This window comes from Vreelandella subterranea (genome assembly GCF_900111305.1).
GTDB lineage: Bacteria > Pseudomonadota > Gammaproteobacteria > Pseudomonadales > Halomonadaceae > Vreelandella > Vreelandella subterranea.
In genome coordinates this window covers 110,413-136,400 of record NZ_FOGS01000001.1, presented here as the reverse complement: position 1 = coordinate 136,400, position 25,988 = coordinate 110,413, and the positions used below count along the sequence as shown (strand labels likewise).

Genomic DNA, 25,988 nt, shown 5'->3' with positions numbered 1-25,988 from the left:
AGCAACCCTTAGACAATGGCGTGGGGCACAAAGCAGGAAGAATCCTTGGTGATGTGCCCAACGTCCTCGCGGATGCCCATGCCGCAGGCGCGGTCGCCGACGACCCAACTGCCGATTAGCGCGTGATGATCACCAAAGCGCGGCATAGGGTGATAGGCCTGCCGAATCCAGGGGCTGTCGGTATAGGGGCCATCGACCGCTTCGCGCTGGCCCGTTGGGGTAATCAGTTCGACGTTGCTGCCTTCCCGCGAGAAAAACGGCTTGCGCACCCAGCCGGCGGGTAGCGGCGGGCTATCGGCTTTCTCGAAAAATGCCGGTAACAGGTTGGGGTGCCCTTCGAAGTGTTCCCAGAGCAGCGGCAAGATGCCTTTGTTGGATAACACCGCCTTCCAGGGAGGTTCAAACCAGTGAGTGTTTAGCTGGGGAATCCATTCACCAAAGGCGTCGTCGGCCATTTCTTCCCAGGGATACAGCTTGAACAGCGCATGGATGGGCTGGTCGTCGAGGTCGACAAAATAATCAACGGCGGGATGTTGGCCAATATCCTCGATATGGATAAAGGGGGCGTTGAGGCCTGCCTGCACCGCGATATCCTGTAGGTAGTGCACCGTGGCGCGCTCTTCGGCGTTATCCTTGACGCACGAGAAATACAGCGTGCGGCCCTCGAGACGATCGCCCAGGTGTGCCATGGCATTGATCAGCCGCTCCTGGATCGAATTGAACTGGTCGGCGTGACGCGGCAGGGTGCCCTGGGCCATGGCTTGCTCAAGCCACACCCACTGGAAGAAACCCGCCTCGTAAAGCGAAGTCGGGGTGTCGTAGTTGAGTTCCAGCAGCTTGGCCGGGCCATCGCCGGAATAGGCAAAATCCATACGCCCGTAAAGGTGCGGCTGACCGGCCCTCCAGGAGTCATGGATGCTGTCCCACATGTGCTCGGGCAGTGCTAAACGCTGCATCAAGGCATTGGAGTGGCAGACCTTGTCGACCAGCTCCATGCACATCTCATGGAGCGCCTCGGTGGGCGCCTCTATGTCGCGCTCTACCTGCTCCATGGTGAACTGGTAGTAGGCGTTTTCCTTCCAGTAAGGTGCGCCCTCGATGGTATGAAAATGAAAGCCAAGCTCGTGGGCCAGGGCTTTCCAGTTTTGCCGCTCCGGGATGTCGATTCTTAGCATGGTGAGCTTTGCTGGTGGCTAGGAGCCCCAACCCCCTCCTGACGATGAACGCGAGCCAAAGCCGCTACGCTGCGAAGAAGCGCGCACCGAGCTGCGCATGGCGTCGTTACGCTGCGAGATGCGTTGGGTTGCCTGGTTTGACGCGGTGTTCCAGTTGCCCTGGTTCTGGCGATTGCGGTACACCGGCTCCTGATATACCCGCTCGAACGAGCGCCCACGGTTAGTGTTGGACATCATGCTGCCGACCATATAACCCATCATGGCAGGCATGAACCAACCACCGCCGCTGCTACCGGTTGCCGCCTGCGACTGCTCTTCGTTGGGCTCGGTGCAGGCGCCTTCGCCATGTTCTGCTTCACACTCTGCCAGGGTGTTGAAGCGCGGCACGTCCTCAAGCGAAGCGTCGTAGGCAGCCTCGCAGGTATTGCGCGTATAGATATCCGCGGCGACACAGTCCTCAACGCTCTGAAAACTGCGCGGCTCGTCAAACTCGATGTCGGTAATGTGTTCTTCCTGAGCCGGTTGCCCGCAGGCGGTCAGGCCAAAGGCACTGGCGCCCATCATCGCGAGTGACAGGCGTGCGCTGCGTTTGCGTCTCGGCAAATGCGGTGTTTGATCGTATCTGGACATGTCAGCAGCTTCCTTTACCACGTCATCGAGGCGGCGTTGAGCAAGCCAACGGCCACGGCGATGCTTGCCATTAAAATGCCGTAAGCCTGGTGGCCTTCGGTAATATGTTGCGACAGGCTTTCACCCTGCTTGCGTAAAAACAGCTTCACGCCGAAGAACGTTGCCAACTGGACGATAAACGCGACCACGCCCCACAAAATGAAGTCGACAAAGCTGATGGAGTTGGCCATGGCGCTGTACAGCGGGATGGTAAAGCCCAGGATAGAGCCGCCGTAGGCGGTCGCGGCCGCCGCGTTGCCCTCGCGAATCAGTTGCCATTCGTGGTGCGGCGTGATGCGGCTATAGCAGTACATGAACGCGACCAACAAAATGATCGCCGCGACCAGGTAGGCAATAAAATATGGTAAACCCTGCAGGTAATGCAGCATGGACGTTGTTTCCTTGATGAAGGTTGAGACAGTTGATGAACGAAGCGGGTGTTCAGAATAAGGACTGATCGTCACGCGGCCGAATCACCTTACTTTAACACTGTGAACGTTCAGCGGCGTAGCCAATCGTGACAACGGATAGTCCTTCGGTAGAGCGGGTTCAAATGTCTGATATTTAAAATTTTTTGTTAGAAAAACACCTCGTTACGCATTTTTTTGCGACTAAAGGCGAATAGAAGAATCGAGTCACCGTTCTACAATCTCTCGCCACTCGGTAAATTTACCTAAATCCACTGCGCTGATGTTTTGTGTTCCACGCGAGCATGCGCGACCGCCCCGAAGGATGTTCTTATGCATGCCCTCACCCTGGCGTCATTTCTATTCTTCACTTGTCTAGTGGCCTTCATCACCTGGCGCATTACGCGACGGGATGATCACAGCAGCACCAGCGGTTATTTCCTGGCAGGGCGGACGCTGACGTTCCCCCTGATTGCCGGGTCGCTGTTGATGACCAACCTGTCCACCGAGCAGATGGTGGGCCTGAACGGTTCAGCCTTCAGTGATGGCCTGAGCGTGATGGCCTGGGAAGTGGTGGCCGTCATTGCCCTGGTGGCGCTGGCGCTGTTCTTCCTGCCGCGTTTCTTGAAAAGCGGTATTGCGACCCTGCCGCAGCTGCTGTTGATCCGCTTCGATAAAGGCACGCAACTGATCGCCAACGTGATCTTCCTGATTGCCTACGCGGTGATTTTGCTGCCCATCATTCTCTACTCCGGTGCGGTAGGGCTGCAGGGCATGCTAGACCTGCCCGCGCTGACCGGTATCGAATCACCGGCCACGCTGCTCTGGCTGACGGTATGGGTCGTGGGGATTGTTGGCGCCATCTATGCACTGTTCGGCGGGTTACGCACGGTCGCGGTGTCCGACACCCTTAACGGCGTTGGTCTGCTGATCGGCGGCTTTGTGATCGTCTACTTCGGCCTGCAAGCCGTCAGCGGTGGTGACGGCATCATGGAAGGCTGGGACACACTGAAGACCAGCAATCCCGACAAGCTCAACTCGATCGGCGGTAGTGATCAACAGGTACCGTTCTTTACGCTGTTCACCGGTGTCTTCCTGATCAACCTGTTCTACTGGACGACCAACCAGCAGATCATCCAGCGGACCTTTGCCGCTAAAAACCTCGCGGAAGGCCAGAAGGGCGTACTGCTGACCGGCTTCTTCAAGCTGCTGGGCCCGCTTTATCTGGTGCTGCCAGGGATCATTGCCTACCACCTGTACGCCGATGATGGCATTCGCGCCGATGAAGCTTACGGCCACCTGGTGTTTAACGTGCTGCCGCCGTACCTCACCGGTTTCTTTGCCGCGGTGATGGTCGGTGCGATTCTGTCGTCGTTCAACTCCGCGCTGAACAGCACGACCACCATCTTCAGCTTGGGTATCTACAAGCAAGTGCTCAAAAAAGACGCCACTGAAGAGCAGGTGGTGAAGTCGGGCAAGGTGTTTGGCTGGATCATGGCCATTACGACCATGACCATTGCGCCGCTGCTGGCCGGTCAGGAGAGCCTGTTCGGCTATCTGCAGAAGATGAACGCGATTTACTTCATCCCGATTCTGGCGGTAGTGCTGGTGGGGCTGTTGACCAAGCGCGTGCCGCCGATGGCGGCCAAAATCGGCCTGGTGGGCGGCTGTTTGCTGATTGCCGCGGGCTATTTCGTGCCGCCCTTCGACAAGTTGCCGGCCGTCATGCACGAGTTCCATTTTGTCGCGGCGGTATTCGTGCTGTTGGTGGCGATGATGCTGGTGATTGGCAAGCTGCGTCCCCGCGAGACCGACTGGGTTCAGGAGCATTCTGGCGATGTTGACCTTACGCCGTGGAAGGGAGCGGTGCCTACCGGTATCGTGCTGGTGATACTGGTGGTCATCATGTACGCGGCGTTCGCCGGATAATTCATGTGACGGGCAGGTAACCCGTGACCGCTTAACGCCCCATGACCATTGATACTGGCATGGGGCGTTTGCGTTGCAATTTACGCGGACTGATAGGTGTCGTGGAAGCGTTTGCGTAGCTCGTTTTTTTGCACCTTACCCATGGTGTTGCGCGGCAGGGTATCGATAAAGAACACGCGCTTGGGCTGCTTGTACTTGGCAAGCTTGCCCTGCAGGTGGTCGAGGATCATGGCTTCGTCGAGGTTGGCTCCCGGCTGGGTGACCACGGCGGCGGTGACGCCCTCGCCAAAGTCCGGGTGGGGCAGGCCGATAACAGCAGACTCGGATACTCCCTCCAGTTCGTCGATGACCTGTTCTATTTCCTTGGGATAGACGTTGTAGCCCCCCGAAATCACCAGGTCCTTATCCCGACCAACGATATGCACATAGCCCTGCTCGTCCACCTGGGCAAGATCGCCGGTGATGAAAAAGCCGTCTTCAAGCAACTCCTCGCGGGTTTTTTCCGGCATTCGCCAGTAGCCGATAAACACATTGGGCCCACGAATCTGCAGCATGCCGATCTCGCCGGGGGCGACCTCATCGCCGGTTTCCCGGTCGGTGATACGCATTTCCACGCCGGGCAGCGGCATGCCCACGGTACCCGCACGACGCGCCCCGTGGTAGGGGTTGGAGATGTTCATGTTGGTTTCGGTCATGCCGTAGCGTTCGAGAATGGCATGCCCGGTCTTGGCCTCGAAGGCCTCGTGGGTCTCGGCGGTCAGCGGGGCAGAGCCCGACACAAACAGCCGCATGTTGGCGGTAACCTCAGGCGTCAGGCGCGGATCCTGAACCAAGCGTGTGTAGAAGGTGGGCACGCCCATCATCACGCTGCCGTGGGGCAGTTCCTCGAAAATCACGTCGGCGTCGAATTTGGGCAGGAACAACATGCTGGCACCGGCCATCAGGGTGACGTTGCACGCGACAAAAAGCCCGTGGGTATGAAAAATCGGCAGCGCGTGGATCAGGCGATCCTCGGCGCTGAAGTGCCAGGCCTCGACCAGGGTTGCGGCGTTGGAGGCCAGGTTCTGGTGGGTCAGCATGGCGCCCTTGGAGCGCCCGGTAGTGCCCGAAGTGTATAGAATCGCCGCCAGATCACGGTCGTTCAGTTCGGCGATGTCTTCATGGGGATTGGCATCCGCGGCCTCGTCCATCAGGCTACCGTCGGCTGCGCTGCCCAGAGTGACAACGGCGGGGCAGCCGGTATCGCTGGCAATGCGGCGGGCCTCGTCGACATCGGCAGGTCGGCAGACAAACAGCGCGGGCTCGGCATCGCTCAAAAAATAGCGGATTTCATCGCCGGTGTAACCGGTGTTTAGGGGCAAATAGACCCCGCCCATGCGCAGGCAGGCAAGGTAAAGCAGAATGGCTTCCGGGCTTTTATCCACCTGGACCGCCACGCGGTCGCCCTGACGAACGCCGAGAGCGGTCAAGGCGCCGGCCAGGCGGGCGCTCTGGGTCAGTGCATCCGCGTAGGAGTAGCGGCGACCTTCACGGGTGGTAATAAAGTCGGCGTCCCCGCGTTTGTGCATTCGTGTGGCAAAGGTGGCAAACATATTGTGGTTCATTTGGCAGGTTCTCCCTTGGCCAGCTTGCGTGCCCGCTTGGCGAGATCGCGCACGTCGCTCGAGCAGGCAATGGTGCCCTTGGCGGTATAATTTTCGTGGTTACGCTCAATGTCGTCCAGCACGTAAAGGTAGTTGACCATCAGCCCCGCGGCTTGCTTGATGCCCTTGTCAGACGTGTCGCCGAGCCAGTTGATACGCTGAAGCTTGGCGCCATTGCCCAGGTGAAAGCGGGCAACGGGGTTGAGCGGTAACCCATGGCGGTTTTTTTCGTCGACCAGGTAGCGCGCCGCGAGCGGTTGCAGCGTTGCCTTGAGCCGATCCTGGCGCTGCTTATCCTGGTGCCATTCCGGCGTGTCCAGCTCTGCCAGAGTATCGTGGACGCTGGCCGGCCATTGGTCATTCTGGCGCTGTTCATTGAGCCATTGGGCAAAGCCAGGCACCGGTGAAAGCGTCACGAAGTACTTGAGTTGGGGAAGCTCCTGGGAAAGCTCCTGTACCACCTGCTTGATCAGAAAGTTGCCAAACGAAATACCGCGCAGGCCGGTTTGGCAGTTGCTGATGCCGAAGAAGGCGGCGCTGTCGGCGTCTTCGGGGTCTTCAATGCCACCTTCTGAACCGGACAGGATCGGTTGGATGCGGCTTGGCAGGCCTTTATGCAGCGCCACTTCCACAAAGATCAGCGGTTCATCGCCGATGGCAGGGTGGAAGAACGCAAAGCAGCGGCGGTCGCGGGCGTCCAGACGGCGGCGCAGGTCGTCCCAATCCTGAATTTCATGCACCGCTTCGTAGCGGATGATTTTCTCGAGAATCGACGCGGGTGTATTCCAGTCGATGCGCTTGAGCATCAAGAATCCGCGGTTGAACCAGGAGCCGAACAGGTGGGCAAAGTCGTCATCGATAGGCGCAAGCTCGGGCTGATCGCGCAGCAGGGCGAGCAGGTCCTTGCGCATGTTGACCAGTTCATAGGTGCCGTCGCTGGCAAAGTTCAGACGCCGGAACAGTTCCTGGCGAAGCGGCTCGCAAGCCTCAAAAAGCTGTTGCAGGGTGCGGTTATCCCGGGCGTCGCGGTAGGCCGCGTAAGCGCTGTCAATGTGCTCGGGCTCGGCAGCGAAGTCCTCAGCCAGGCGCTTGAAAAAATGGCTTTTCTCATCCTGCGAGAGGCGCTGGTAAATCGCCAGGGCGCGGCTGGCCAGGGCAATGCTCGATGCTTCGCCGTCGCTTTCCAGTAGCGCCTGGCAGGCCTTGACCAGGTGCGTATGGTCCACCGCTGAGGCGACAGATTGACGCCGCCGCAACAACGCATCGCGCTGGGTAATGTTGTTGAACAGTTCCTGAAGAAACATCATGTTCATGGTCATCCTCCTTTTAGCCCATGATCAGGTTGGGCAGCCACAGGGCCAGGCCCGGGAACAGGCACAGCAACAGAATGGCCAGCACCATGCACAGCGCATAGGGCAGGCTACCCAGCAAGATGTCGCGCAGCGAAATATCCGGCGCAATGCCCTTGATAATGAACAGGTTAAGCCCGACCGGTGGAGTGATAAGACCGATTTCCAGGTTGATGGTGAGAACCACCGCAAACCAGTAGGGATCAAAGTTTGCCGCCAGGATGATCGGCAGCAAAATCGGCGCGGTCATGACAATCACGGCCACCGGCGGCAGGAAAAAGCCGGCGACCAGCAGGAAGACGTTGATGACCCCCATCAGGACCCAGCGATTGACCTCCAGATCGGCGATTGCCGCGGCGACGGTCTGGGTAATGAACATCGACGACAGCGCGTAGGCGAACACCTCGGCACAGGCGATGACCAGCATGATCATCACGCTTTCGCGCAGCGAGTCGCGCATGATCAGCTTGATCGGCCCGATCTGCCACATGCGGTAGATCAGGATGGCCAGCATCAGGCATAAAAACGCCCCCACGCCTGCCGCTTCTGATGGTGTGGCGACGCCGCCGTACAGCGCGAACAGAATGCCCGCCACCACCCCGAGGAAGGGCAGGACGCGCACCACGGCTTTCAGGTTGCTGTCGACATTCTGCTGGACCGTGTTCTTGAGTTTTTCCGCGGAGACCGCCAGGGGATTGGCGTAGCCACCCGCCAGCTTGCAGGCGATGATGGTCCAGATCATGAACAGCCCGGCGAGCATGAAGCCGGGTATCACACCGGCAATGAACAGCCGACCGATGGAGGTTTCGGTGGAAATGCCGTAAATGATCATCGTCACGGAAGGCGGAATCAATATGCCCAGTGTGCCGCCCGCGGCAATACAGCCAGCGGCCACGCCGTCGGGGTAGCCGCGGGTGCGCATTTCAGGGATGCCCATTTTACCGATTGCCGCACAAGTGGCCGGCGAGGAACCTGAAAGCGCGGCGAAAATCGAGCAGGCGCCGATGTTGGACACCGCAAGGCCCGCCGGTAACCTGCCCATCCATAAGTCCAGCGAGCGGTAAAGGTCACGCCCGGTAGGCGACGAGGCAACGGCCGCCCCCATCAGAATGAACATGGGAATGGCTACAAAGCCGAACTCGGCAATCCGGTCAAAAAACGTTTCACCAAAGTAGGTAAGTTCCGTGAGTCCGCGGTCGTAAAGTAGCGCGAGCAGCGAGACACCCCCCAGCGCGAATGCAATAGGCGTACCGATGGCCATCATGAAGATCAGGCCCACGGCGACGATAATGCCCAGTGTAATCGGATCCATGGTCAGCCCTCCCCACGCAGCATATCGGCGACGTACTGGAAAGCCAGCAAGGTCGTGCCGACCGCCATCGGCAGGAGCGCGGGCCACAGCGGTGGGTTCCAGACTGAGCCGGTGGTCCACTCACCGTGGAGGGCCTCAAATACGTAGACCCAACTGGCATAGGCGAGCGCGGCGCAGAAGGCAAAGCCAAACAGCGAGGCGAGGGTCAGCATCACTTTGCGGCCCAGGCCGCCGATAGCGTCGGGTAGAATGGTGATCGCCACATGGCCGCCGGTCATCAGCACGTAGGGGCTGCCCATCAGCATGGCGCCGGTGACGGAGAAAATCGTGAACTCGGTTTGCCAACTGGTGCTCCAGCCGAGCACATAGCGAGTAAATACCATCTGACAGATGACAAGCACTCCGGCAATGAACATGGCGCAGGCGATATAGGCCGAAACGCGCGATAGTCGATCCATTGCCCGAATATAGCCACCCATCAGGCCGCTGCGTGTTGCCGAGGTATGTGTTGTTGTCGACATAAGTCCCTCATCAGCTAGGTTCATCAAGCGGGTAGGCAGCGAAGCGTGTCGGCTGCCCGGAGGATGGCCGACACGCTTGATCGTGGCAGTGACTTACTCCACGGCGAGTGCCGCATCGATGATGGCTTGGCCGTTAGGGACATTCTCGGCAAAGTTCTTGTAGGAGGTTTCGCGGGCGATCTCGAGCCAGGCGTTGTAGTCGTCTTCGGTCATTTTGACGACCTCGACGCCGTTCTCCTCATAGACATCGACCATCTGCTGGTCAATGGCGGCCGCTTCTTCCGCAAAGAATGCCTCAGCTTTTTCACCCGCCGCCATTAGGGCTGTCTGCTGCTCTTCATTGAGCCCCTGCCAGACCTGTTCTGAAATCAGGATCGGCTCATACATGAACCACAAGGCGTAGTCGCCGGGTTGGGTCAGGCAGTCAACCTGTTCGTAAAGGCGGTAGGACACGAACGACATCGACGACGTATTGGCAGCGTCGAGGACGCCGGTCTGCATGGCGGTGTAGATTTCCGATGACGGCATGGACGCGATAGACGCCCCGGCGGCTTCAAGCATTTCTTCGAACGCCGGGCCCGCAGCACGGAAGACCTGACCATCGACGGTGTCTGGCGAGGTAATGCACTGCTCGCTGGAGGCAAAACCGCCTGACAGCCAGGCATCGGCCAGCACGCGTGCGCCGCCTTCCTGAATGACATCCTTGATCATGTCCATGTATTCAGAGTCGTTAAGACGCTGGGCGTGCTCGTGGTTGCGCACGAGGCCGGGCATCAAGGTGGCGGAAAACTCCGGGTGACGGCCGCTGGCATAGTCCAGCGGCAGGGCGGTGATATCCAGCCGCCCCCGCGCTAGCGCGCCCCATTGTTCCCGCGCCTTGAACAGTGATTGACCCGGATAGACTTCTATTTCAAGGCCCACGTCGGCATTGGCCACTTCCTTGGCCATCATCTGGACCATCTCGTCGCGTACATCGCCCTGGCCACCAGGAAACTGGTGGGAAGCGCGCAATACGGTATTTGCCGAGGCGTGCGAAGCGGCGATTGCCAGACCTAAAGCGGCGGCAGTGACTAGGTGGTTAGGTTGCATGTGGCGTCTCCAACGATTGTTGTTGTGGTCTTGGATTGGCTTTATGTATTCATCAGTCGAGCTGATATATACATCAATAGGCGTTGTGTATGCTAATGTCAACGTTATGACATATTCTTTCTGTACGATTTAGCGCTGCCAAAAAAGGGGGGGACGCATGCCAGGCTCGAAACGCTCCAACGCTCAGCGGCTCAAGGATTCATTGGAAGACGACATCATTAACGGACGCCGTTCGCCCGGCGAGCGGCTCGACCCCGAAACGCTAGGCCAGCAGTTCAGCGTGTCGCGCACGCCGGTGCGCGAGGCGATTCAGCAACTGGTGGCCAGTGGTCTGGTGACGGTTTCTCCCAAAAAGGGCACCTTCGTTGCCAGGGTAGGCATCGACCAACTGATCGAGATGTTTGAAGTCATGGCAGAGCTAGAGGGCATGTGTGGCCGGCTGGCTGCAAGACGTATTAGCGAACAGGAACTGGCCGCATTGCGCGATGCTCACCAGCGCTGTGAAGCGGCGGCCCTGGCGGGGGACACCGATGAGTATTACTACGAAAACGAAGGTTTCCACGACTGCATCTACACGGCGAGCCACAACACCTTTCTGGCCAGTGAGGCGCGCCAGCTCAAGCAGCGCCTGAAGCCCTACCGGCGGCTTCAGTTACAGGTTCGTCAGCGCATCCACAATTCGCTAAGTGAACACCAGACGATCTTTGACGCCATTGAACGCGGCGATGCGCAGGGCGCTCAGCAAGCGCTCAGCGACCACGTGCTCATCCAGGGCGAGCGTTTCAGCGACTTTGTATCCAGCGTAAGAAGGATGGAAGCGCCCGTCTCCCAAACGGGTTAACGTTCGTATGTCTTTACCGATGGAGCATCCTATCTGTGCCCTTAACCGTCACGCTACTATCGCTTTGCCAGGCGCTGCTGGTCAGCGGCAATATCCTGTTAATTGCCGTGTCACCCCTGATTGGCGCCTCCCTGGCGCCTAGTCCCTATTGGTCCACGGCCCCTGTGGCGACCCAATGGCTGGGGCTGATGTGTGCGACGATTCCCGCCTCGCTGATCATGGGCCGCCTGGGGCGCAAGCGTGGTTTTTTATTGGGTAATGGCATCGGGCTGATTGGCACCATGGTCGCCGCCCAGGCGCTGTTGGCCGAGCACTTTGGGCTGTTTATGGTGGGCACCTGGCTGATTGGTATCGGTATCGGGTTTGGCCAGCTGTACCGCTTTGCCGCCGTTGAAGCGGCACCGCCAGTCCTGCGTGATCGCGCGATTGGGCTGGTAATGGGTGGGGGTGTGCTGGCCGCGTTTTTTGGCCCCTGGCTGGCGCGTATCAGCCGCGAGATTGCTGAGGTGGCGTTTTTGGGCAGCTTTATGGGTCTGGGTGTGCTCTATGCGCTGGCCCTGTTGATACTGTGTATCATTCGCCTGCCCAGCGCAGAAGAGACCCATACGGACGGCGTATCTCGACCCATGGGCGAGATCATGCGCCAGCCGAGCTTTATCGTTGCCGTATGCGCCGCGCTGGTCGGCTACGGGGTGATGAACCTCGCCATGACGGCGACACCACTGGCCATGGCCGGTGCAGGGCACTCCTTTGATCATGTCTCGATGACCATCCAGTGGCATGTGGTGGCGATGTTTCTGCCGTCGTTCTTGACCGGGCATTTAACCGCCAGATGGGGACAACGGCGCATGATCGTGGCAGGTTGCCTGCTGCTGGTCGCGAGCCTGCTGGCGGCACAATGGCAAATGAGTTTAGCAGGCTTCAATGTGGCGCTGATCTTGCTCGGGCTGGGCTGGAACTTTACTTTCCTGCCCGCGACGGGGCTGCTGACCGAGAGCTACCGCCCGGTGGAAAAAGCCCGTACCCAGGCAGCGAACGAGTTTGTGGTGTTTTCGACCGTCGCCATCACCGCCTTCCTGGCCGGTCCCCTGGTCAGTGGCTTGGGCTGGGCATCGCTCAATCTGTCGTTAATACCGGTGGCGTTGCTGCCAATTCTCGCCATCGCCTGGCAGCGGTACCGCCAGCAAGATGATAGCCTGGGGGCCCAACCTCGCCCCTAGGAGCCTAGCCGTCATGCTTGAATCGTTCAGCCATAGTGCCCTGGCAGGCCAGTTTTTTGGCCTGTTGGCGCTGGTGCTCTGTCTTGTGGCGTTTTCCAGCAAGCAAGATGACCGGCTGCTCGTGATACTGATTTCGGCGAATGTCGCCTTCGCCCTGCAGTTTGTGTTTTTTCAAAGCTGGACCGCCGCGGCGCTAACGGTGCTGGTGATTGTGCGTATCGTACTGGCCCGCCGTTACCTGGGTAGCCAACGGGTCATGGCCGGTGTCCTGGCAGCGAGCGGTATCGCGGCGGCGCTCACCTGGCAGAGCTGGGTCGATGTACTGCCCTTGACGGCCATGGTGCTGGGGACCGTTGGCATGTTCCTGCTGCGCGGCATCAGTATGCGGGTCTTTCTGGGGCTGGCTGCCCTGGCGTGGATGCTCAATAACCTGCTGATTGGCACCATAGGCGGCACGCTGGCAGAAGCGCTCATCGTAGTGACCAATATCATCACCATCATTCGATTGGCGCGGGCCAAGCGCAAATATCCCGAGGCGTATCAAGAACCGGAAGTGCTTGAAAGCCCAACAAAGCACGATCCTTCCGACTAGCCGGAGGTCGTTGCCCGCGCTACCTCAAGCGTTGTGGCTGCTATGCTTGTAAAAGAGCAATGCTTGTAAAAGAGCATCAACCAACGCGAGGGAAAAATCATGGCAGGCGGATGGGCCAAAGACGGCGCTGAACAAGAACAGATGGAGAGCACGCTGAACGATGCGGTCCAGCGCGCCCGCAGCCAGCTCCCCCGTGGCGAGAGCCTTGACGTATGCGAACAGTGTGGCGATCCGATCCCTGACGCGCGGCGCAAGGCGATTCCGGGTGTGCGGCTCTGTGTGGCATGTCAAAGCGAACTGGACAAACAGCAGTCGGCCTTCAGTGGCTATAACCGTCGCGGTAGCAAAGACAGTCAACTGCGTTAAGCGTACTTACCCGAAGGTGAAGCCTTGCGTTGCTAAGCGTCGTGGTTCGTATCCGGGAGCCGCTTGAAGTAGATGTAGCGATGCAAACGAATCGACGGGCGAATCAACAGCTGTAGACTGCCCAGCACAAACAACCACACACCGACGGTTTGTACGGCGCCTTGGTAAAAGAAACATACACTCCCAATCGTAAACCAAATGCCCAATAGAAAATCATTGAGCATGCTCAACACCTCATAGCGCTGATGCACGACTAATTCACGATGGCCTATTGTGAAGATCCAGTCGCGGGTTTTGGCATCCTGCTCGCTTTGCATGGCGTCCCTCCTGATCATGGTGATTAGGCCTAGTCTTGCAGGATATTACCATCGATGGCGCCTGATCAGGGTGTATGGGGTATCTCGCTCTCTTTATTGGATGATCCGTCTGGGTTGTCTGTTCACGCAGACTGGCGACCCGCCGTACTGGGGTCTTTAGCGCAATACCGTCAGTTCATAAACATGGCGGATACGCTGACCATCCCAGTCATAGCCGAGATGACGTCCTTGCCGCGTTGCGGAAAGGACTGGCGGGCGTAATACAGCGGCGCACTCGCCGCCAGGATCTCTTACGCTGGGATAGATGATGCCATCCGAGTGCTTTTCCCAGGCTTCCCGGCCAAAGGTCTGTCCGGCGGTCCAACTGTCCGGTACGAGTAGCGCTTGGGCATTTTTTTGATCGCGTAAGTCAATCAGTTGGCCCGCCAAATCCGCCAGGTAAACACGCTGCTGAAGCATCATGGGCGGTTCACTGGATTCCCTCATAAAGCGTTCTGCGTGGTAAACCGTTTCAGTAATGGCCGTGGCTTCTGTTAGCGCGCAGTAGTAGGCGCCAAAGGAGCCGTCGGTGAAGCGTGACCCTGCGGCAGGGAAGTGGCAGAAGGCCGCCATGACCGGCGTCCAACCGGGTCCGTAGCGACGGTCACCATCGCGAACCAGGTGAATGGCGCCCGCTTCCTCACGCAGCCTTGCGGAGGTTTCACCCTCCAGCTCATTGAGTAAGTCCCAGTCACCAGCGTTGCTGTTGACGCTTTCAAACAAATCAATGGGTGGGAAGCGGGAGGCAACAATGCGATAGCTGGGCTGCCACGTGACCTTGCTTATTGGGAATGTCATGCATGGCCCCCACCACGCGCGGCATCTAAATGTTTGCGAACAACGTAGAGATCGGAAACCTGACCATTTAACAGACGCTCCATGGGAGCGTGGCCAGCAAAAAGCGGGTTGCTGTTGGCTCGTTTAAGCCAGCTGTTGGCGGCTTCTTTACTGGGCAACAGTATATGCAGCGCTTTATAAATGCCGAGAATCAACGACATTCGTTCCAGGTGATTGGCATCAAGCCTCGCCTGCTCAGGCGACTGCTTCCAGCGGCGATAGGTGGAGCCCGGGACACCTAACAACAGCGCGGCCTCGCTCTCTTTCAACCCCCAGGCGTGCGAAATATTGGGGTAGGTGCGCATTGCGGCGGCCCCCATTTCGCGGCGCTTATCGGCGGTTTTATGCTGAATGGTCATATAGTGTTCTCCTCACTCACTCATAGCTTACGCCAAGTGAGCGGTTTTTGAAAAATATCGACCATTTGATCTTTGCGTGTGTGATTCGATCACCACGCTGGGCTGGACGCAAGGGATCATGGCAGGCTCATACAGCGCCTGGCGACGTTTGTGACACCGTAGTGCTAGTCTGCTTCGGCTAGACGCTGTAGTCGCGTCGCTTGGCGGTGAAGCTCGTGGCGCAGCGAGGCGGGTTCGACGATCCGAAAGTCGAAGGGCAGGCGGGTCAGCTGGCGGGCGAACCAGCTCAAACTATCGGTGCGGCCGTGCAGCGCTACGCCGCTGTCTGCGGGGGTCAGCAGGCCGATATGGGGGTCGAGCTCGGCGACGGCGCTCTCCAGATCGGTGTCGAGCCAAAGTGCCACAGCGGTGGCGCGGGGCAGGGAGGCGAGGCTGTGGATCAGGTGAGCGGCAGCATCGAAGTCCGTAGGCCGATCAAAGGTGGCTGAGAGGGGAACGGCATCGCAGATCCGATCCAATCGAAAACTGCGCAGGTCGCGGCGCAAGTGACACCAACCGCTGACGTACCAATGCCCACTGTGATAAACCAAGCCATAGGGATTGAGCACCCTTTTGGAGGCCTGATCGTAGCCATCTAGATAGTCGAGCCGTATCCGCTGGCGCTCTTGGGTGGCAGTGGCTAGCAGTCCCAGCAACTGCTCGTTGTTCGTGGCGTGGGTCGTAGGTAACGCCAGCCGAGTACTCTCATCTAAGGCACGAACCCGCTGCTGCAGCTCGGCGGGCATCACCCTTTCCAGTTTTGCCCGGGCGCTCTCCACCGCGGGGACCGACTCGCTCAATCCCAAATGCAGAGCAGACTTCAGGCCCAGCGCGAGGGCTTGAGACTCCTCGGCGGTGAACATCAGCGGCGGCAGCTTGAAACTAGGCATTAATCGGTAGCCACCGTGGCATCCCCGCTCTGTGGTCACCGGAATGCCTAGCTCCTCCAAGGTTCGAATATAACGCCGTAGAGTTCGGCGATCCACGCCCAGTCGATTCGCCAAATCTCCGCCGCTTAAGTGACGGTGGGTCTGCAACAGCTCTAGCAGGGCTAGCACACGAGCGGTGGGGTTGAGCATTTTCTTGATTCTAATAGGACGAATTATGTCCTATTTAACCACTATCTTGGTTACGTAACCAGGCGTCGAGAAGTCGCCGATTTTCGTAATAGAGCGCATGTAGGGACTGTCAATGCACAATAATTGCTTTTCGATGGAGGCGAACATGGTATTTCTACAGGTAGCCCTAAATGGCGATCGTCAACACCCGGCGGCCCCGAGAACCCCTGAGGAGATTGGAAATGACGCGGCGGCAACAGTTAAGGCTGGAGCTCATTCCCTTCATGTCCATGCTTACGATAATGCCGGGAAAGAGACTCTAAACGCTTTTGAATGCGGTGCTGTCATACGGGTGATCCGAACTCGTTGCCCAGGTGTTCCAATTTCACTTACTACTTCCGAAACGATTATCTCCGATCCTTTACGGCGTTTGCAGACGGTGCAGTCATGGACTGAGTTCCCAGACCTTGTAACCGCGAATCAGGGGGAGAAAGGAATTATTGCACTATGTGAGTGGCTTATATCGCGTGGCGTTGGTATCGAAGCGGGCTTGCTGTCGCCCGCTGATGCCCGAACCTTTGTTGATTCACCGCTTCGCGATAGATGCCATCGTATCCTTATAGAACCCTGCAACCCAGATCCGGTAGCTGCCTTGTGCGATGCGGAAGAAATGGGGGAAATCGTATCGTCGGCTGGTATTACCCTTCCGCAGGTGCATCATGGATACGATGGGTCGTGTTGGGCGGTGAACAAACGAGCGCTCTCATTGGGACATGGAATTCGGACAGGTATAGAAGATGTGACAGTCCTGCCGGATGGTCGAGCAGCGAAAAGCAATGCCGAGCTGGTTGAAGCTGCCCGCTCATTAATCGAGAGCAACGTCCGACACACCTAAATGACCATCACGCCAGAGAAGAACTTCGGCGTCGATCTATCAACCTTCTGGGAGGAGTAAGGGTTTGGAAGGGCTTGAGGGCCCCTTCAACTAGTTAATCCGGGTACCCAAAAAGACTGCACGAACGGGTGCTAGACGAGCGGGGCGGCGGCCTCCATGACGATACTGCCTCCTATGTTCAGCCGCTTTGCTCGGTTTCCTGATGCGCCAGAATAACGTCCAGAAAGCCCTCTCCGTAATCCGTCAGCTTGCGCGCGCCGATACCGGAGATTGCGCCCATGGCATCCAGGCTCTGGGGCTTCTGCTCAACCATTTCGGCCAGGGTGGCGTCGTGGAAGATCACATAGGCAGGCACGCCCTGGGTTTCGGCCAGTTCCCGGCGGTGCTGGCGCAGGGCTTCCCACAGCGGGCCTTGGCCTTGGGGTGCTGAGGCGCCTTTGCTTCCCCGTCGGGCGGTTTTGGCTTTGCTGGGTTTGTTGCTTGGCTTGCGCAGGGTGAGGCGCTCCTCGCCGCGCAGCACCGGCTTGGCATTGGCAGTCAGCCTGATGCCGCCGTGCCCCTCCATGTCCACGCTCAAATAGCCGCTGGCAATCAGCTGGCGAAAGAGCGCTTTCCACTCGTTAGCCGCGAGTTCTTTGCCAATGCCAAAGGTGCTTAGGCGGTCGTGGCCAAAGCGGGTGATCCGCTCGTTATGTTTACCGAGTAATACATCCACCAGATAGGTCACGCCGAAGCGCTGCTCGGTGCGGTAGACACATGACAGCGCCTTCTGCGCTGCCACGGTGGCTTCCCAGGTCTCGGGCGGGGTCAGGCAGTTGTCGCAGTTACCGCAGGGGGCGTCCAGGTGATCGCCGAAGTAGTGGAGGAGCGCCTGGCGGCGGCAGCTGATGATTTCACACAGTCCCAGCATGGCGTCGAGTTTCTGCTGTTCGATGCGCTTCTGCTGGTCGGCCGCGCTGGAGTCCTGCTGCATTTGGCGCAGGGTGATTACGTCCTGAAGGCCGTAGGCCATCCAGGCATCGGCGGGCAGGCCGTCGCGCCCGGCCCGGCCGGTCTCCTGGTAGTAGGCCTCAATGCTCTTGGGTAGGTTGAGGTGGGCGACAAAGCGCACGTCTGGCTTGTCGATCCCCATGCCGAAGGCGATGGTGGCCACGACGACCACGCCATCTTCACGCAGGAAGCGGGTCTGGTGGTGCTGGCGCTGCTCGGGGGGCAGCCCGGCGTGGTAGGGCAGCGCGGTCAGCCCCTGGCGTTCCAGCCAGGCGGCGGTCTCCTCCACCTTGCGCCGGGAGAGGCAGTAGACGATACCCGCCTCGCCGTCGTGGCGCTCGCGGATAAAGCGCAGCAGCTGTTCCTTGGCGTTGCCCTGATTTTCGGCGATATGGTAGCGGATGTTGGGCCGGTCAAAGCCGCTGTTGTAAAGCGCCGCTTCCTGGAGCTGCAGATGCGCCATGATGTCGCCCCGGGTGGGCACATCGGCGGTGGCGGTCAGGGCGATGCGCGGCACCTGGGGAAAGCGCTGATGAAGCTGGGAAAGCTGGCGATACTCTGGGCGAAAGTCGTGGCCCCACTGGGAGACGCAGTGGGCTTCATCAATGGCGAACAGCGCGATCTGAGTCTGTTCCAGCAGCGTCTGCATCCGCGGTGTGGCGAGCCGCTCGGGGGCGACGTACAACAGATCCAACTCGCCAGCCCGCAGGCGGTTCTCCACCTCGACCGCCTCGTGGTAATCGAGGCTGGAATTGAGATAGGCCGCCCTGACCCCATTCTGCTGAAGTGCTGCCACCTGATCCTGCATCAGCGCGATCAGCGGCGAGATCACAATGGCGGTGCCCTCGCGCAGCAGCGCCGGGATCTGATAGCACAGCGACTTGCCGCCGCCGGTAGGCATCAGCACCAGCGCATCGCCACCCGCAACGACATGCTCGATGATCGCCTGCTGCGGGCCGCGAAAGCTGTCGTAGCCAAATACCGCCTGCAGGACCTTGAGGGCTTCCGGGTGGGTGTCGCCGTGCATCGATGCGCTCCTTGTCTCGTGCCTGAGGAAGAATTGTCGCACGAAAATTCAAGGAAGTTTGCCTAGTGAGCCTCCGCCCTTAAAAATGGCCGGACTTACCGTCGCCCGGTCGGCGCCGGTGTTTGCTGCCGAGAAAACGCTTTAGCGGTTATTCTTGCCCTTTTCTGGACTTGAAAAAGTGCTGGTGCCAATGGCAATGCAAGCAGGCACTGCCATTTATGAAGACAAAAGCCCATAATGACCCATTGATATTTCTCAGGAGCTATCTTGTCGATACATTTCGCTCATCCAATATTACGTCGCTTTCAATGGGTCGCCTTGATAGTGGCAGCATGTGTCATAGTCGCGATGGGATGGCAGGGCATACGTGTGCAGGAAGCGCTGCTTTCATCCAATGACGCTGTCCAGGAACATCTTGAAACCATTACCTTGATCCAGGAGTTTCGCTCAACGCTGCTTGACCTGGAGACCGGAGAGCGAGGCTATGTGGTGACCGGTCAGCCCTCCTATTTATTGCCTTATCAGCAGGCTCGTGCCCAGTTAGCCGACAAGCGCGAGCAGTTAGGGCAAACACCAGCATTCACGTCCGCTGATAATGGGCAATCCATTGAGGACTTCGATGCTTTAGTGGCTCGTCGTGTGGAAATTGCCGAGGCGAATATTGCCGTGCGTGAAAGCGACGGTTTGGAAGCCGCTGCCTTGAGGTTATTGGTGGCAGGCGGCAAGCAAACGATGGACCAGCTGCGGAACCACCTGGGTATGTGGGAACGTATGGAGCGTGGACACTTAAACGCCCAAACTCAGGAAGCTACCCGGCAAGCGCGCACGTCCCGGTGGATATGGGGAGCAGGAGCCGCCTTCGTGACATTGCTTTTGATCATCACCAGTGTGTCCATTATTAGCCAGTGGCATCATCGTCAGCGTACCATGTCGATGCAGCAGACATTTATTTCTACGGTTAGTCATGAGTTGCGTACGCCACTGACAGTGATACTCGGAACATTAAATATGCTGCATAACGGTATTGGCGGTGCGCTGGACAAAGATTTGGTACGCTTAATAGCGGTGGCAAACGATAACGGTAAGCGCCTAAAGCTTTTAATTGACGATATTTTAGATATTGAAAAATTAGAAAGTGGTCAATTGGCTTTTAAGTGGCAGTCAGTGCCATTAAAGTCGCTTGTAGAAGAGGCTGTCGATATCAATCAGCCTTATGCGGAAAGCTTCGCAATTTCTTTGGTATTAGCTCCTCAGCCTTCAACCCCTCCAGGTGTCAACGATGCCTTGGGTGAAACATTAGAAAATAGTGACTGCGTTGAAGTAGACCCTGAACGTTTTGCTCAAGTCATGGCAAACTTGATTTCAAACGCCTGCAAACATTCTCCGCAAGGCGCGCAAGTAGTGGTTGGCATGCGGCGAATAGATAACCGCTGGCTTGAAGTGAGCGTTACTGATAATGGGAACGGCATTCCATGGTCGTTCCAGCCTCGCGTATTTGAGCGCTTTGCCCAGGCAGATGGTTCAGATAAGCGCCGTACAGGAGGGACCGGGCTAGGGCTTGCTATCACCAAAGCTCTTGTCGAGGAGATGGGAGGCACCATCGGGTTTCATTCGGTACCCCATGAGGGAAGCTGTTTCTGGGTGCGTTTGCCTAAGGATAAAAAGCACGAGTGACGGTTACTGTTAACACCTTCTAAGGAAAACTTATGACAGCAACGGGTACCACTATCTTAATGGTTGAGGATGAAGAGGATATCGCCTTTCTATTGCGCTTCATGCTGGAGCGTAGTGGTTACCAAGTCGAACATGCTGAGGACGGCAGACAAGCGCTTGAACGGATTACCTTTGGGGCAGGCAGCAGCCAAGTCCCCGATTTGGTGCTACTGGACATTATGCTACCTTATCATGATGGTCTGGAAATACTTGCTCGGCTACGGGCTCAACCCGCGTGGCAGGAAGTGCCTGTCTTGATGCTTACCGCGAAAGCAAGAGAGGCGGATATTGTTCGTGCGCTGGAGTTGGGTGCCGATGACTATGTGACCAAGCCGTTTCAGCCCGATGAGTTGTTGGCGCGCTTACGACGATTCTTACGTAAACGTTGAAGAGGAAAATTGATGGGACGCGCTCAACTTGTGACGGGTCAGGGGGGGATACCAAGGAAATGGCAACAAGTCGCACTTATGGGGTTGACCTTGCTAGTTGCACCATACCTGGTAGCCGACGAAGGGCGAACTGAGCTTGAAGTTTCACAGCGTTATGAACATTTAGATAATGGTTTCGCTGGATGGCAAGCCCAGCGCCTTGATGCTCAAAGGCGAACGGTAAGTGGCATAACCTGGTATGGCGCTGTTCTTCGGGAACGTCGCTATGGAAACTGGGATGAGGGGGTTGAAGCTGGCGTTGCGATACCCGTAGGAGAAAATTGGGTAATACAGCCAGAAGCGGGGAAAACCTTTGACGACAGCTTTTTACCAAAGGGGTACGTTGATCTTCGCGTGCAACGTTTATTACCTGAAGGCTGGATAGGCAGCGCCAGTCTGCGCCGTACCGAGTACGATAATTCTCAGGTCGATCGCCTAGCGCTAGGGGGAGAGCGTTATTGGGGCAACTGGCGTGGTGCGTATACATTGAACATCAGCGATGTTGAAGGAGCGGGATCGCCAATTGGGCATATGTTGGCGCTTGATCGCTATTACAATGACACAAGCTTTGTCGGTATACGTGCGAATACCGGGCGAGAAGAAGAAGGACTGCCTGATGGAAGGGTGTTCACGGCCTCCGTTTCAGGGTTCGGGCTGCGCGGTAGGCACTGGCTTGATGCAGATTGGGCGTTGTCCTGGGACTTGGGCTGGGTTAGCCAAGGGGATATTTATAATCGATATGGCGCGCAAATAGGCATACGCCGTGCCTTCTGAACTATACACGCTCGTTGAGCTGTTGATAGCGGCCCTGCGTCAGTTGACCACCTTGCCAAGTGACCCTGCCCTCCGGTTGGCTGTTTATAGTGCTATCGCTCTAGCCGCCTTAACGCTGTTAGGCATGCTGAATGTGTTGGTACTTTCCGAGCTTGCGGTACGGCGTGAGCGAAGACGGGCCGCCTTCACACGTTTATGGCGGCCCGTGCTTATAGCCTGGAGCATGGGCGAGCAAGTTGAATTGCCTTCGTTGCCTCGTCAGCGCTTGGAAGAGAAACTCTGGCTATTGCTCATGTGGGCAAACTATCAGCGACATCTACGAGGTAGTACGAAAGACAGGCTGAATACGCTTTTTAATCATTTGGCCATGGATAACTTCGTGTCGGGCCTGCTGGGTAGCAGAAAGGTACACCGACGACTGATAGCGCTAACCTGCCTACGCCACTTGGGCGACGAGAGTTATTGGCGATCTGTTACACCTCGGGTGGCGTCATCAAATCCGATTGAAAGTCTTGCAGCTGCAGAAGCCCTGGTGGCAATGAACCCCGGCCATGCCATGCAGCTTTTAATCCCCCTCTACATTGAGCGGAGTGATTGGGCATATTTCCGCTTTAAATTACTTTGTAAGCAGGCAGGTCGGGAAGCGGCAGGGCCGCCTCTGCTCGCTGCGTTAAAGCAAGCATCTCCGCCGCGCATTGTGGCTCTGCTGGAGTGGATAGTGCCTTCTCAGGCAGCAGAATGGGCAAGGTATAGTCTGCGTCAAACCTCGGTTGCTGCGGATCTGAGTAACGAGCAGAGAGACGCCTTATGTGCATCGCTACGCTGTCTGGGCGAGTTGCACGACTCTCAAGACCATGAGTTAGTGGTGAAGGCGCTTGACCACCCGTTGCCACAGGTAAGGAGCGAGGCTGTTGTTGCGCTCCAGCGACAGGCAACGATTGAAGATGAAACTCGATTCATGCGTATGCTCAGTGACCCTAATTGGTGGGTCCGTCAAGCGGCAGCCGACGCATTGGTTGCACTTCCAGATATCGATACACCACGCCTTGATGCTCTCTACCAAGGTCTGTTGGATCGTTACGGACGTGATGCACTGCGTCGCGCAATAGCGGAGAAACGCTAATGGAAAGCTGGCAAAAAATACTCACTGTTGATTGGGTATGGTGGGGGCAGGTTGGTTTTATTGGTTATTTTTTGCTGCTGAATGGCGGATATCTAACGCTGAACATACTGTCTATGATAAGCCTGCGGCGCTATATGCGTCAGCGCGCGGAGTTTGGAGACACGGCCCCTTATTTGGGCATAGAACCGGCAGTTTCTATCTTGGTTCCTGCCTTTAACGAAGAAGCCACGATTCGAACCTCGCTCTTATCGCTGATGCAGATTCAGTATCCTGAGTTTGAGGTTATCGTCATTAATGATGGTTCTAAAGATAATACGCTAGCCGTCATGAAAGAGGCATTTGAGCTAGAGGAGTATCCTGAGCCTCTTCATCGAAGTGTTCCCCACCAAGAGGTGATAGGCGTTTATCGTTCGCGTCGACATAATCATCTAAAAGTGATTGATAAAGTAAATGGAGGCAAGGCGGATGCGCTAAATGCGGGTATTAACGTTGCCAGACATGCGCTTTTTTGTGCAGTAGATGCCGATTCAATTTTGCAGCGAGATAGTTTGTTACGGGTAGTGCAGCCCTTTCTAGAGGATGAGAGAACAGTCGCCGCTGGTGGTACGGTACGTATTGCTAATGGATCAAAAGTACAGAGTGGATTTTTACTTGAGGCAGGAATCCCGCGCAGTCTACTCGCGCGTTTTCAAATTGTGGAGTATTTGCGCGCTTTTTTATTTGGCCGTTTAGGATGGTCGCCGCTGAATGCAGTATTGATTATTTCAGGCGCCTTTGGCTTGTTTAACCGTGAACGCGTCATGGATGTGGGTGGCTACAGTACCACAACGGTAGGGGAAGATATGGAACTCGTGGTAAGGCTGCACCGCTATCATCGTGAAAAGCGCCTTCCTTATCGTATTCATTATTTGCCAGACCCTATCTGTTGGACTGAAGCACCTGAAGATATTGCAACCTTGGGTAAGCAGCGTAGCCGCTGGCAACGTGGTTTAGCCGAAAGCCTGTCGCGCCATACCAAGCTGGCGGTAACGAGGCGAGGTGGCGCGCCAGGATGGTTGGCATGGCCCTTTATGGCACTATTTGAGTGGCTTGGACCGATGATTGAACTGGGGGGCTATCTTTTTATGTTGGTCGGTTTCAGTCTGGGCGTTATCTCTCCTGTTGCGTTAACTGTCTTTATGCTGGTGGCGATTGGTATGGGGATACTGCTTTCGGTGAATGGCCTTTTACTGGAAACGCTATCATTCCGGGTATACACCAAAAAAAGAGACATGTGGCGGCTTTTTTTTGTTGCGATAATAGAGAACTTCGGTTATCGCCAGTTAAATACTCTCTGGCGTTGCCGGGGTTTATGGCAATGGTTTTCTCGCCGGAAACACCAGTGGGGCGCAATGAAACGTAGCGGCCAGTGGGGGCAGCATTAACTTATCTCTACAACCCCGCTGCGCCCCACCATTAACGTGGCAAGGTTCCACTAGCTCTGCCAGGTATGCGTGTATTGATGCATGGCTTGAATATGGACACTTATCGAATCCCCGCCCGTAAAAACGACTGCACGAACTGGCGCTGGAACAGCAGGAAAGCGACCAGCAGCGGGGCAATGCTTAGCAGCGTAGCGGCGCTGACGGTGGCCCAGTTGACCCCGGTTTCCGGTGCCGAGAAGACCCCCAGGCCGACGGTCAACGGACGGCTCTCTACCGAGTTGGTCACCACCAGCGGCCACAGGAAGTTGTTCCAGTGGTGGCTGATGGACACCAGGCCATAGGCAAGGTAGGTGGGCTTGGCCAGCGGTACATAGACTTTCCACAAAATTTCCAGCCAGTTGCAGCCTTCGATACGCGCGGCGTCCTCAAGCTCCCGGGGGATGGTCTTGAACGTCTGGCGCAGCAGGAAAATCCCGAAGGCGCTGGCCACGTAGGGCAGGCCGATCCCGGTGATGGTGTCGATCAATCCCAGCCCGCTGGCGATGCGGTAGTTCTCGACGATCAGCACTTCGGGAAACACAAAGAGCTGAATCAGCACCAGCATGAACAGCACGTTTTTGCCCGGCACCGGAAAACGGGCGAAGGCAAACGCCGCCAGGGTGCAGACCACAAACTGGGCGAACACCACGCCAGTCACCAGCGCGAAGGTATTCAGGTAGTAGCGGGCGAAGGGCGCCTGCGTCCAGGCATCGGCAAAGTTTTCCAGCGTGAGCGGGGCGAAGAGCTCAAAACTCACCATGAACTCGCTGGGGTGAAACGCCGCCCAAAAGGCGTAAAGCAACGGAAACACCCAGATAATCGCCAACAGCCATGCCGCCATGGTGTCGAGTGAGGGAACCGAGACGTGACGTGAGCGGGGCACAGTGGTTGTTGTGGTGTTCATTGGTAGTGCGTCCTGCGATCAAGAATCGTGAACTTCAGCGTGGCCACCACGGCCAGCACCAGCAGAATGACCACCGTGATGGTCGCCGCTGTGGTGCGGTCGAAGAACGAGAAGGCATTCTCGTAAACGTAGTAAAGCAGCAGGTTGGTGGCGTTATTCGGCCCGCCCTTGGTCAGGATAAACAGATGATCCACCACGCGTACCGCGTTGATCAGCGCATTGATCAAGACAAAGAGCGTGGTGGGCATCAGCAGCGGAAAGGTAACTCGCCAGAAGAAGCTCCAGCGGCCGGTCCCTTCCAGGTCGGCGGCCTCCTTGAGTTCCGGCGGAATGCTCTGCAGCGCGGCCAGGTAGAAAATCATGAAAAAGCCCGCTTCCTTCCACACCGACATGACGATCACCGAGCCGAGGGCGACGCTTGGGTTGCCCAGCCAGTTAACGCCGGAAAATCCTAATGCTTCCAGCAGGCTATTGAACAGGCCGATCTGGGGCGCGTAAAAAAACATCCAGATATTGGCGGCAGCGATCATGGGCAGGATGGTCGGGGTAAAGTAGGCCATGCGCACAAAGCCGCGCCCGGGCAGTTTGCCGTTGACGAACAGCGCCATGCCCAGCGCCAGCGCGATGGAAGTGGGAATGGTGCCCAGCGCATAGAGCAGGTTGTTACGCGCTACCTTCCAGAACGTTGGGTCGTCGAACAGCACCTGATAGTTCTCGACCCCGACAAATTCCGCGGGCTCACCGCGAAAGCCGGGAAGAAAAAGACTGTTGATGACGGTCATGATGGTAGGCAAGTAGGCAAAGGCAGCCAGGAGTACGGCAGCGGGAAGTAACAGCAGCGCGCCGTACAGCTGTAATTTACCGTGGGCGGTCAGGGTCATGGCGGATCACCGCGAGTCGGAAAAGCCG

General features: G+C 57.3%; 26 protein-coding genes. 11 read left to right on the top strand and 15 right to left on the bottom strand.

Annotated features, from left to right (window positions below; translation table 11 throughout):
• Positions 1 to 8 precede the first annotated feature (8 nt).
• From BMX75_RS00630 to BMX75_RS00620, 3 genes are read right to left on the bottom strand one after another with little or no spacing between them, the layout of a single operon-like run.
• Positions 9 to 1,175, bottom strand: a complete 1,167-nt coding sequence (locus BMX75_RS00630) for a glutathionylspermidine synthase family protein (protein ID WP_092824329.1) — start codon at positions 1,173 to 1,175, stop codon at positions 9 to 11.
• An 18-nt stretch (positions 1,176 to 1,193) separates the two neighbouring features.
• Complete coding sequence (locus tag BMX75_RS00625) at positions 1,194 to 1,805, bottom strand: DUF1190 domain-containing protein (protein ID WP_092824327.1); 612 nt, start codon at positions 1,803 to 1,805, stop codon at positions 1,194 to 1,196.
• A 14-nt stretch (positions 1,806 to 1,819) separates the two neighbouring features.
• Complete coding sequence (locus BMX75_RS00620; RefSeq protein WP_066315035.1) at positions 1,820 to 2,233, bottom strand: DUF350 domain-containing protein; 414 nt, start codon at positions 2,231 to 2,233, stop codon at positions 1,820 to 1,822.
• Positions 2,234 to 2,584: 351 nt separating this feature from the next.
• Here BMX75_RS00620 and BMX75_RS00615 point away from each other — a divergent pair, with 351 nt between their 5' ends.
• Positions 2,585 to 4,180: a solute:sodium symporter family transporter gene (locus BMX75_RS00615; protein ID WP_092824325.1), complete on the top strand. Its 1,596-nt coding sequence runs from the start codon at positions 2,585 to 2,587 to the stop codon at positions 4,178 to 4,180.
• 80 nt (positions 4,181 to 4,260) lie between these two features.
• Here BMX75_RS00615 and BMX75_RS00610 read toward each other — a convergent pair whose 3' ends face one another.
• The 5 genes from BMX75_RS00610 to dctP form a co-directional block, all read right to left on the bottom strand.
• On the bottom strand, positions 4,261 to 5,784 hold the full coding sequence (locus BMX75_RS00610) for a malonate--CoA ligase (protein WP_092824323.1): 1,524 nt from the start codon (positions 5,782 to 5,784) through the stop codon (positions 4,261 to 4,263).
• On the bottom strand, positions 5,781 to 7,136 hold the full coding sequence (locus tag BMX75_RS00605; protein WP_092824321.1) for a malonyl-CoA decarboxylase: 1,356 nt from the start codon (positions 7,134 to 7,136) through the stop codon (positions 5,781 to 5,783). The genes BMX75_RS00610 and BMX75_RS00605 overlap by 4 nt, the downstream gene beginning before the upstream one ends.
• Before the next feature lie 13 nt (positions 7,137 to 7,149).
• Positions 7,150 to 8,484 (bottom strand): TRAP transporter large permease, encoded by a 1,335-nt coding sequence (locus BMX75_RS00600; protein WP_092824319.1) that lies wholly within the window; start codon positions 8,482 to 8,484, stop codon positions 7,150 to 7,152.
• A gap of 2 nt (positions 8,485 to 8,486) precedes the next feature.
• Positions 8,487 to 9,005, bottom strand: coding sequence for a TRAP transporter small permease subunit (locus BMX75_RS00595; protein WP_245748312.1), 519 nt, complete (start codon positions 9,003 to 9,005; stop codon positions 8,487 to 8,489).
• Positions 9,006 to 9,098: 93 nt separating this feature from the next.
• Positions 9,099 to 10,094, bottom strand: coding sequence for a TRAP transporter substrate-binding protein DctP (gene dctP / locus BMX75_RS00590; RefSeq protein ID WP_092824317.1), 996 nt, complete (start codon positions 10,092 to 10,094; stop codon positions 9,099 to 9,101).
• Positions 10,095 to 10,251: 157 nt separating this feature from the next.
• Between dctP and BMX75_RS00585 the strand changes: the two genes are divergently transcribed.
• From BMX75_RS00585 to BMX75_RS00570, 4 genes are all read left to right on the top strand, one after another.
• The gene (locus BMX75_RS00585) at positions 10,252 to 10,935 is read left to right on the top strand and encodes a GntR family transcriptional regulator (RefSeq protein ID WP_092824315.1); all 684 of its coding nucleotides are present in this window, start codon (positions 10,252 to 10,254) and stop codon (positions 10,933 to 10,935) included.
• A 35-nt stretch (positions 10,936 to 10,970) separates the two neighbouring features.
• A complete protein-coding gene (locus BMX75_RS00580) occupies positions 10,971 to 12,155 on the top strand; it encodes an MFS transporter (RefSeq protein ID WP_092824314.1) in 1,185 nt (394 codons plus the stop codon).
• A 13-nt stretch (positions 12,156 to 12,168) separates the two neighbouring features.
• The gene (locus BMX75_RS00575) at positions 12,169 to 12,747 is read left to right on the top strand and encodes a YgjV family protein (RefSeq protein ID WP_092824312.1); all 579 of its coding nucleotides are present in this window, start codon (positions 12,169 to 12,171) and stop codon (positions 12,745 to 12,747) included.
• Positions 12,748 to 12,846: 99 nt separating this feature from the next.
• On the top strand, positions 12,847 to 13,113 hold the full coding sequence (locus BMX75_RS00570; RefSeq protein WP_092824310.1) for a DksA/TraR family C4-type zinc finger protein: 267 nt from the start codon (positions 12,847 to 12,849) through the stop codon (positions 13,111 to 13,113).
• A gap of 32 nt (positions 13,114 to 13,145) precedes the next feature.
• Here the strand turns inward: BMX75_RS00570 and BMX75_RS00565 are convergent, their stop codons facing one another.
• The 4 genes from BMX75_RS00565 to BMX75_RS00550 all read right to left on the bottom strand — a co-directional run bounded on the left by BMX75_RS00565 (position 13,146) and on the right by BMX75_RS00550 (position 15,783).
• Positions 13,146 to 13,430 carry a YrhK family protein gene (locus BMX75_RS00565; protein WP_092824308.1) on the bottom strand — a complete coding sequence of 95 codons (285 nt, stop codon included), beginning with the start codon at positions 13,428 to 13,430 and terminating at the stop codon, positions 13,146 to 13,148.
• 156 nt (positions 13,431 to 13,586) lie between these two features.
• A complete protein-coding gene (locus BMX75_RS00560) occupies positions 13,587 to 14,267 on the bottom strand; it encodes an RES family NAD+ phosphorylase (RefSeq protein WP_092824306.1) in 681 nt (226 codons plus the stop codon).
• A complete protein-coding gene (locus BMX75_RS00555; RefSeq protein ID WP_092824304.1) occupies positions 14,264 to 14,665 on the bottom strand; it encodes an MbcA/ParS/Xre antitoxin family protein in 402 nt (133 codons plus the stop codon). The genes BMX75_RS00560 and BMX75_RS00555 overlap by 4 nt, the downstream gene beginning before the upstream one ends.
• A gap of 164 nt (positions 14,666 to 14,829) precedes the next feature.
• Entirely contained in the window at positions 14,830 to 15,783 is a 954-nt protein-coding gene (locus BMX75_RS00550; protein WP_092824302.1) for a helix-turn-helix transcriptional regulator, read from the bottom strand.
• A 145-nt stretch (positions 15,784 to 15,928) separates the two neighbouring features.
• Here BMX75_RS00550 and BMX75_RS00545 point away from each other — a divergent pair, with 145 nt between their 5' ends.
• A complete protein-coding gene (locus BMX75_RS00545; RefSeq protein ID WP_245748311.1) occupies positions 15,929 to 16,657 on the top strand; it encodes a 3-keto-5-aminohexanoate cleavage protein in 729 nt (242 codons plus the stop codon).
• Positions 16,658 to 16,835: 178 nt separating this feature from the next.
• Here BMX75_RS00545 and recQ read toward each other — a convergent pair whose 3' ends face one another.
• Positions 16,836 to 18,674, bottom strand: coding sequence for a DNA helicase RecQ (gene recQ, locus BMX75_RS00540; RefSeq protein ID WP_092824298.1), 1,839 nt, complete (start codon positions 18,672 to 18,674; stop codon positions 16,836 to 16,838).
• Positions 18,675 to 18,941: 267 nt separating this feature from the next.
• On the opposite strand from recQ, the gene BMX75_RS00535 reads away from it, so the two are divergent.
• Genes BMX75_RS00535 through BMX75_RS00515 form a run of 5 tightly spaced genes read left to right on the top strand, consistent with a single transcriptional unit; the run spans position 18,942 to position 24,136 of the window.
• Positions 18,942 to 20,348 carry a sensor histidine kinase gene (locus BMX75_RS00535; RefSeq protein WP_139197141.1) on the top strand — a complete coding sequence of 469 codons (1,407 nt, stop codon included), beginning with the start codon at positions 18,942 to 18,944 and terminating at the stop codon, positions 20,346 to 20,348.
• Between the two features lie 32 nt (positions 20,349 to 20,380).
• Positions 20,381 to 20,776 (top strand): response regulator, encoded by a 396-nt coding sequence (locus BMX75_RS00530; protein ID WP_092824294.1) that lies wholly within the window; start codon positions 20,381 to 20,383, stop codon positions 20,774 to 20,776.
• A 12-nt stretch (positions 20,777 to 20,788) separates the two neighbouring features.
• Positions 20,789 to 21,589 carry a YaiO family outer membrane beta-barrel protein gene (locus BMX75_RS00525; protein WP_092824292.1) on the top strand — a complete coding sequence of 267 codons (801 nt, stop codon included), beginning with the start codon at positions 20,789 to 20,791 and terminating at the stop codon, positions 21,587 to 21,589.
• Entirely contained in the window at positions 21,579 to 22,712 is a 1,134-nt protein-coding gene (locus tag BMX75_RS00520; RefSeq protein WP_092824290.1) for a HEAT repeat domain-containing protein, read from the top strand. The genes BMX75_RS00525 and BMX75_RS00520 overlap by 11 nt, the downstream gene beginning before the upstream one ends.
• On the top strand, positions 22,712 to 24,136 hold the full coding sequence (locus BMX75_RS00515; protein ID WP_092824288.1) for a glycosyltransferase family 2 protein: 1,425 nt from the start codon (positions 22,712 to 22,714) through the stop codon (positions 24,134 to 24,136). The genes BMX75_RS00520 and BMX75_RS00515 overlap by 1 nt, the downstream gene beginning before the upstream one ends.
• 100 nt (positions 24,137 to 24,236) lie before the next feature.
• Here BMX75_RS00515 and BMX75_RS00510 read toward each other — a convergent pair whose 3' ends face one another.
• Complete coding sequence (locus BMX75_RS00510; RefSeq protein ID WP_092824286.1) at positions 24,237 to 25,079, bottom strand: carbohydrate ABC transporter permease; 843 nt, start codon at positions 25,077 to 25,079, stop codon at positions 24,237 to 24,239.
• Positions 25,076 to 25,960 (bottom strand): carbohydrate ABC transporter permease, encoded by an 885-nt coding sequence (locus BMX75_RS00505; protein ID WP_092824284.1) that lies wholly within the window; start codon positions 25,958 to 25,960, stop codon positions 25,076 to 25,078. Before BMX75_RS00505 ends, BMX75_RS00510 begins: the two co-directional genes overlap by 4 nt.
• Between the last annotated feature and the right edge of the window lie 28 nt (positions 25,961 to 25,988).

What these genes read in the sequence shown, in the direction of transcription:
- BMX75_RS00530 (WP_092824294.1), top strand. Translation starts at nt 20,381, where the DNA reads ATGACAGCAACGGGTACCACTATCTTAATGGTTGAGGATGAAGAGGAT.
- BMX75_RS00505 (WP_092824284.1), bottom strand. Translation starts at nt 25,960, where the DNA reads ATGACCCTGACCGCCCACGGTAAATTACAGCTGTACGGCGCGCTGCTG.
- BMX75_RS00615 (WP_092824325.1), top strand. Translation starts at nt 2,585, where the DNA reads ATGCATGCCCTCACCCTGGCGTCATTTCTATTCTTCACTTGTCTAGTG.
- BMX75_RS00555 (WP_092824304.1), bottom strand. Translation starts at nt 14,665, where the DNA reads ATGACCATTCAGCATAAAACCGCCGATAAGCGCCGCGAAATGGGGGCC.
- BMX75_RS00625 (WP_092824327.1), bottom strand. Translation starts at nt 1,805, where the DNA reads ATGTCCAGATACGATCAAACACCGCATTTGCCGAGACGCAAACGCAGC.
- BMX75_RS00585 (WP_092824315.1), top strand. Translation starts at nt 10,252, where the DNA reads ATGCCAGGCTCGAAACGCTCCAACGCTCAGCGGCTCAAGGATTCATTG.
- BMX75_RS00600 (WP_092824319.1), bottom strand. Translation starts at nt 8,484, where the DNA reads ATGGATCCGATTACACTGGGCATTATCGTCGCCGTGGGCCTGATCTTC.
- BMX75_RS00605 (WP_092824321.1), bottom strand. Translation starts at nt 7,136, where the DNA reads ATGAACATGATGTTTCTTCAGGAACTGTTCAACAACATTACCCAGCGC.
- BMX75_RS00510 (WP_092824286.1), bottom strand. Translation starts at nt 25,079, where the DNA reads ATGAACACCACAACAACCACTGTGCCCCGCTCACGTCACGTCTCGGTT.
- BMX75_RS00525 (WP_092824292.1), top strand. Translation starts at nt 20,789, where the DNA reads ATGGGACGCGCTCAACTTGTGACGGGTCAGGGGGGGATACCAAGGAAA.
- dctP (WP_092824317.1), bottom strand. Translation starts at nt 10,094, where the DNA reads ATGCAACCTAACCACCTAGTCACTGCCGCCGCTTTAGGTCTGGCAATC.
- BMX75_RS00565 (WP_092824308.1), bottom strand. Translation starts at nt 13,430, where the DNA reads ATGCAAAGCGAGCAGGATGCCAAAACCCGCGACTGGATCTTCACAATA.
- BMX75_RS00550 (WP_092824302.1), bottom strand. Translation starts at nt 15,783, where the DNA reads ATGCTCAACCCCACCGCTCGTGTGCTAGCCCTGCTAGAGCTGTTGCAG.
- BMX75_RS00630 (WP_092824329.1), bottom strand. Translation starts at nt 1,175, where the DNA reads ATGCTAAGAATCGACATCCCGGAGCGGCAAAACTGGAAAGCCCTGGCC.
- BMX75_RS00545 (WP_245748311.1), top strand. Translation starts at nt 15,929, where the DNA reads ATGGTATTTCTACAGGTAGCCCTAAATGGCGATCGTCAACACCCGGCG.
- BMX75_RS00575 (WP_092824312.1), top strand. Translation starts at nt 12,169, where the DNA reads ATGCTTGAATCGTTCAGCCATAGTGCCCTGGCAGGCCAGTTTTTTGGC.
- recQ (WP_092824298.1), bottom strand. Translation starts at nt 18,674, where the DNA reads ATGCACGGCGACACCCACCCGGAAGCCCTCAAGGTCCTGCAGGCGGTA.
- BMX75_RS00570 (WP_092824310.1), top strand. Translation starts at nt 12,847, where the DNA reads ATGGCAGGCGGATGGGCCAAAGACGGCGCTGAACAAGAACAGATGGAG.
- BMX75_RS00515 (WP_092824288.1), top strand. Translation starts at nt 22,712, where the DNA reads ATGGAAAGCTGGCAAAAAATACTCACTGTTGATTGGGTATGGTGGGGG.
- BMX75_RS00620 (WP_066315035.1), bottom strand. Translation starts at nt 2,233, where the DNA reads ATGCTGCATTACCTGCAGGGTTTACCATATTTTATTGCCTACCTGGTC.
- BMX75_RS00610 (WP_092824323.1), bottom strand. Translation starts at nt 5,784, where the DNA reads ATGAACCACAATATGTTTGCCACCTTTGCCACACGAATGCACAAACGC.
- BMX75_RS00595 (WP_245748312.1), bottom strand. Translation starts at nt 9,005, where the DNA reads ATGTCGACAACAACACATACCTCGGCAACACGCAGCGGCCTGATGGGT.
- BMX75_RS00560 (WP_092824306.1), bottom strand. Translation starts at nt 14,267, where the DNA reads ATGACATTCCCAATAAGCAAGGTCACGTGGCAGCCCAGCTATCGCATT.